Source organism: Kitasatospora sp. NPDC056446 (assembly GCF_042796115.1).
Classification (GTDB): Bacteria; Actinomycetota; Actinomycetes; order Streptomycetales; family Streptomycetaceae; genus Kitasatospora.
Map to the genome: position 1 here is coordinate 1 of NZ_JBHTRF010000152.1, position 5,351 is coordinate 5,351.

The following is a 5,351-nucleotide window of genomic DNA, read 5'->3' on the forward strand; positions in this document are numbered from 1 at the left end:
TCCGCGGAGACCACCACGGTGTGGGACACCCCGGGGGTGTTGTCCACGAAATTGGTGATCAGCCAGTTCAGGTTCTGTGCGGCCTGGCTCATCTGAGTCAACTCAACGCTCCTGGTGGTTCGAGCCGCCGAAGAGATCGGTGCTGCGGTTCTGTCCGTTGCCGGACTGGTCTGCCTGATCGGGGTCGATCCGGAAGCTTCCGGTGTTCCCGGCGCTGCGGCCCTGCTCCACGCCGCGTCGCAGGTTGGTGAGGCGGCCACGGACCTCCTCGGGGCTGCGGGAGACCTGCGGCCCGTCCTGCGGGGTGGGCTTGGCGTTGCCGGGCACCAGGTTCTGCTTGGGCACGCGCCGCGGCAGGCCGGCCTGGGTGGTCCCGGCGGAGGAGGGTTCGCGCAGCTGCTCGGCCCGCTGCCAGTCGCCGTCGTTGGGCGACTGCCAGGCGGTGCTGGCGGTCGGGCCGGTCGGGCCGTATCCGCCGAGGGAGGACACGTCGTGGCCGCGTGCCTCCAGGGGCGTCGAGGTGTCCTTGGCACCGGCGAACCAGTTCGGGGTGTCGCCGGAGCGGCCCGTGGAGGGCGGCGCGGTGCCGGGGCCGCCGCCGCTCGCCAGCTGCTCGCCGGGGCGGCGCTGCGGCAGCCCGGACGGCAGGGTGGCGGCGGGCTCGGCCGCGGGCAGCGCGGGCGGCTCCGGGGTGTACGGGTGGCCGGCCGGGGCGTCCTGGGCCTGGCGGCCGTACTGGTCGCCGTAGCCGTCCTGGGCGTACTGGTCCTGCTGGTAGCCCTGCTGGTCGTAGCCGTACTGCTCGTCGGCGTAGCCCTGCTGGTCGTAGCCCTGCTGGTCGTACCCCTGCTGGGGGGACTGCTGGTACCCGTCCTGGGCGTACTGGTCCTGCTGGTAGCCCTGCTGGTCGTAGCCGTACTGGTCGTCGGCGTAGCCCTGCTGGTCGTAGCCCTGCGGGGCGTACTGGTCGTAGCCCTGCTGGTACTCCTCCTCGACCTCGGCGTCCACGACCGGCGCGTGCGGGGCGCTCTCCAGGGCCGCGCGGCGGACCTGGTCGAGGCGCTGCGAGCGCTGGACGGACTCCAGGGCCGGGCTGAAGCCGGGGGCGCCGGCGCCGGCACCGGTCAGGTGGTCGTCGAAGCCGAGTTCGGCGGCGCTGCGGGCCCGGGCGTCGGCGCCCCACTCGGCGGTCGGCTCCTGGTCGGCGAAGATCCGGGAGACGGTGAACTGCTCCTCCGGCTCCGGCGCGGCCCCGCCCTGGGTGATGAACGGCGGGAGCATGACCAGCGAGGTGGTGCCGGCCGACTCGCCGGACGGGCGGAGCTGGACGCGGACGTCGTGCCGCTGGGAGAGCCGGCCGACCACGAAGAGGCCCATGCGGCGGGAGATGGTGGCGTCGACCGTGGGCGGCTCGGCCAGCTTCTCGTTGATCTCGGCGAAGTCCTCGGCGGTGAGGCCGATGCCCTTGTCGTGGATCTCGACCAGCACGCGGCCGTCCGGCAGGCGGGTCGCGTTGACCAGCACCCGGGTCTGCGGGCTGGAGAACGAGGTGGCGTTCTCCAGCAGCTCGGCGAGCAGGTGGACGAGGTCGGTCACGGCGGCGCCGACGACCTCGACCTCCGGGATGCCGGAGAGCTCGACGCGCTCGTACTGCTCCACCTCGGAGGCGGCGGCGCGGAGCACGTCGACCAGCGGGACCGGGGTGTTCCAGCGGCGGCCGGCCTCCTCGCCCGCGAGGACGAGCAGGTTCTCACCGTTGCGGCGCATACGGGTCGCGAGGTGGTCCAGCTTGAAGAGGTTCTCCAGCTGGTCCGGGTCGGCCTCGTTGTTCTCCAGGTCGGTGATCAGTGCCAGCTGGCGCTGGATCAGGCTCTGGCTGCGGCGCGACAGGTTGGTGAAGATCGCGTTGACGTTGCCCCGCAGCAGGGCCTGCTCGGCGGCGAGCGCCACGGCCTGCTGGTGGACCTGGTCGAACGCCCGGGCGACCTCGCCGATCTCGTCCTTGCCGTGCAGCGGGATCGGGGTCACCGAGGTGTCGACCCGGTCGGGGTCGGTCTTGGAGAGCTTCTCGACCAGGTCCGGCAGGCGGTGGTCGGCGATCTCCAGGGCGGCGCTGCGCAGGGTGCGCATGCCGAGGATCATCGAGCGGGCCACGTAACCGGTGAGCAGACCGGCCAGGATCAGCGAGGCGACGACGATGACCGTGTTGAGGATGGCGTCGTAGAGCGCGTTGTCCTTGAGGTCGCGGGAGTCGGTGAGGACGTCTTCCAGCAGCGCGATCTCGGTGTTCCGCAGGGCCTGGATGTGGGTGTTGGCGGCCTGGTTCCAGTTGTCCGGGGTCAGACCGGCGTTCTTCGCCTCGGCGTACGCGGCGTCGGCGGCGGCCTTGCCCTTCAGCTGCCCCTCGGCGGCGGCCTGGCTGTAGGAGGCGCCGAGCGCGAGCAGGCCCTGCATGCTGGGCGCCGTGCCGTTCGGCATCTTGTACGCGGAGCGCTCCTGCGCGGTGGCCAGGGCGACCTGCGCGTCCGAGTACTTCTTGGCGTCCTCGGGGGCGCTACCGGTGTTGAACTCGTTGAGGGAGACCTGCTCCAGCTTCCCGGCGACCAGGATCTGCTGGATGACGTCGGCGTTCTCGTACCGGGTGGTGGCGTTCTGCGAGATGCCGACCAGCAGGTTCAGCATCAGCGCGCGCTGGGTCGAGGCCGAGGCCTTGGCCAGCGACATCGCGTAGATCGCGCGGCCCTTGCTGGTCGCGTTGGAGGAGCCCAGGCCGACCGAGTTGTCGTAGGCCAGCAGCGGGGCGAACATCACCGAGTAGGCGTCCGCGGTCGCGCTGACGAACAGCTCGGGGCCGTACGCGTTGGCCCGCAGGTGCGGCAGGTCGGTGATCAGCGCCTGGAAGGCGTCGTGACGCCGGGGGAGCTCACCGGACTTGTCGGAGGCCTGGTAGGCGGTGTTGTAGGCCTTCAGCGCGGCATCGGTGTCGGCGCGGCGCTTGGTGACCTCGTTGTTCGGGTCCTGCTTGGTGACCAGGGGTATGAGCGTCTTGTCGCGCTCGTTCTCCAGCGCCTCGGCGAGCTCGGTCGCCGCCTTGGCCAGCTCGGCGGTCTTCTCGGCGCGGGAGGCCTTGATGAAGCCGTCGACCGAGGTGTTCACGCGCAGACCACCGAAGACGAGGCTGATGATCACGGGGATCAGCAGGATCGCGATCAGACGGGTCGGCACGCGCCAGTTGCGCGGGCGCAGGAAGTCGTACCGGCCGGAGCCGCCGTCGCCGTCCTGGGCGCCGCCGCTGCGGGGCGCGGCCGGGATGCTCGGCGGGTTCGGGCCCGGTGCGGCCTGGCTGCGTTCCTCGGTGGGAGTGAACGCGGAGAATCCGCCCGGGCCCCCGGGGGTGCCGTTCGGCTCGCTCTGGCGGGGCTCGGAGCGCCGCTGCGGGGCGGGTTGCTGCTTACGCCTCACTCGACAACTACCTCTCGGCCGACTGCCGGCCATGGATCAATCCAGCGCTACCCCCGGGCCCTGACCCGTCGCCGGACGGGCCGGCGCGGGAGAATCCAGGGGTAGCTGGAATTTCAGCACGTGCAGGGATGGGGGACAAACAGCCGCTGTCGGGCACCCGCGTCGGCACAATCCGGACAATCACCGACATGACGGAGCAAAACCGTGGTCATCTGGCGCTGAGTGGCGCTGATTCGCCACTCTGCGTCATTGTTGATCACAAAATGCCTACCGAACTGTTATCCGCTGCTTATACAAGGGTCTTGCGCGGGGCCCCCGGAGGACACCGGCCGGTAAGCATCGCGGCCCCGTCGGCCCGTAACTGTGACGGGCCGACGGGGCCGGATGGTTCCGGTTCTGCCGGAGTGTCCGCTTCCGCTGGTGTGGTGTTCAGCGGAGTCGGGCGAGGAGGGCGTGTTCGACGAGGGTGATGAGGGCGCTCTTGGCGCTGTCGCGTCGGCGGGCGTCGAGGGTGACGACGGGGGTGTCGGGGCCGAGTTGGAGGGCTTCGCGGACTTCGTCGGCGGTGTGGGGCTGGTGTCCGTCGAAGCCGTTGAGGGCGACGACGAAGGGGAGTCCGCTGTTCTCGAAGTAGTCGAGTGCGGGGAAGCAGTCGGCGAGGCGGCGGGTGTCGACGAGGACGACTGCTCCGATGGCGCCGCGGACGAGGTCGTCCCACATGAACCAGAAGCGGTCCTGTCCGGGGGTGCCGAAGAGGTAGAGGATGAGGTCTTCGTCGAGGGTGATGCGGCCGAAGTCCATGGCGACGGTGGTGGTCGTCTTGCCGGAGACGTGGCTGATGTCGTCGATGCCGGCGGAGGCCGAGGTCATGACGGCTTCGGTGCGCAGGGGGTTGATCTCGGAGACGGCGCCGACGAGCGTGGTCTTGCCGACACCGAAGCCGCCCGCGACGACGATCTTCGCGGAGGTGGTGGCGCGGGTGGGGGCGGCCGCGTTAGAGCTTGCGAAGTCCACTGAGGACCCTTTCGAGCAGCGTGACGTCGGGCTGGTTTCCGGATTCGCCGCCGGAAGCGGGCTGGTGGATGGCGACCAGGCCGGCCTCGGCCAGGTCGGCCACGAGGATGCGGGCCACTCCCAGGGGAAGCGAGAGCAGCGCCGACACCTCGGCGACGGATTTGACCTCCGTGCACAGCGTGCAGATCCGCTGGTGCTCGGGGAGCAGGGTGGCCAGGCGCTGCGGATCGACGTCCGCGGAGACCAGGGCCTCCAGCGCGAGTTCGTAGCGCGGCCTGGTGCGGCCGCCGGTCATCGCGAACGGGCGGATCAGCGGGCCCGAGTCGGGCTCGTCCTCGAACTCCTCGACGTACCCGGGCTCCTGGGCCGGCGCGGTGCCGGGCGCCGGTCCGGGCGCCGGGGCCGGGTAGCCGGGCGCGGGTGCGCCGTAGGAGGGCTGCTGGGCGTACTGGTCGTACTGGCCGTACTGCTCCTCGGGCCGGGGGTACGGGTGCTGGGGCTGCCCGTACTGGTGCCGACCGTACTGCTGACCGTGGCCGGCGCCGGGTGCTCCGAAGGCGTCATGGCCTGTGCCAGGGTACGGAAGACCGTATTGGCCGCTGCGGTCGTCGGGCGGTGTCACGGTTCCTCTCCTCACAAGGTGCGGCGGTGCGGTGCGAGCTTCGGCGCAGGTCCGGAGCCGGTGGTGCGAAGGCCGTACAACGTCCGAACCCGAGCCCGCCGAAGCGGGCCCGGGAAGGACGCGGAGGTGCTTCGAATACCTGGACGGTATCCGACGAACCGTCAGTGCAGGAGACTGCCCTGGAGTTCAGCGCGGAGTGCGGGGGTGAGGACGGCTCCGGCGCGGTCGACGAGCAGGGCCATCTCGTAGCCGA

The 5,351-nt window shown here is 70.9% G+C and carries 3 protein-coding genes and 1 pseudogene; all 4 read right to left on the reverse strand.

Features of this window, described 5'->3' with window-relative positions:
• Positions 1-102: 102 nt before the first annotated feature.
• Positions 103-3,462 carry a nitrate- and nitrite sensing domain-containing protein gene (locus ACFQ6N_RS39900; RefSeq protein ID WP_380659072.1) on the reverse strand — a complete coding sequence of 1,120 codons (3,360 nt, stop codon included), beginning with the start codon at positions 3,460-3,462 and terminating at the stop codon, positions 103-105.
• Between the two features lie 429 nt (positions 3,463-3,891).
• Positions 3,892-4,476: an ATP/GTP-binding protein gene (locus ACFQ6N_RS39905; protein WP_148642813.1), complete on the reverse strand. Its 585-nt coding sequence runs from the start codon at positions 4,474-4,476 to the stop codon at positions 3,892-3,894.
• A complete protein-coding gene (locus ACFQ6N_RS39910) occupies positions 4,457-5,098 on the reverse strand; it encodes a DUF742 domain-containing protein (RefSeq protein WP_380659073.1) in 642 nt (213 codons plus the stop codon). The genes ACFQ6N_RS39905 and ACFQ6N_RS39910 overlap by 20 nt, the downstream gene beginning before the upstream one ends.
• Positions 5,099-5,259: 161 nt before the next feature.
• Positions 5,260-5,351, reverse strand: a pseudogene (locus ACFQ6N_RS39915) (roadblock/LC7 domain-containing protein); the annotation flags it as partial.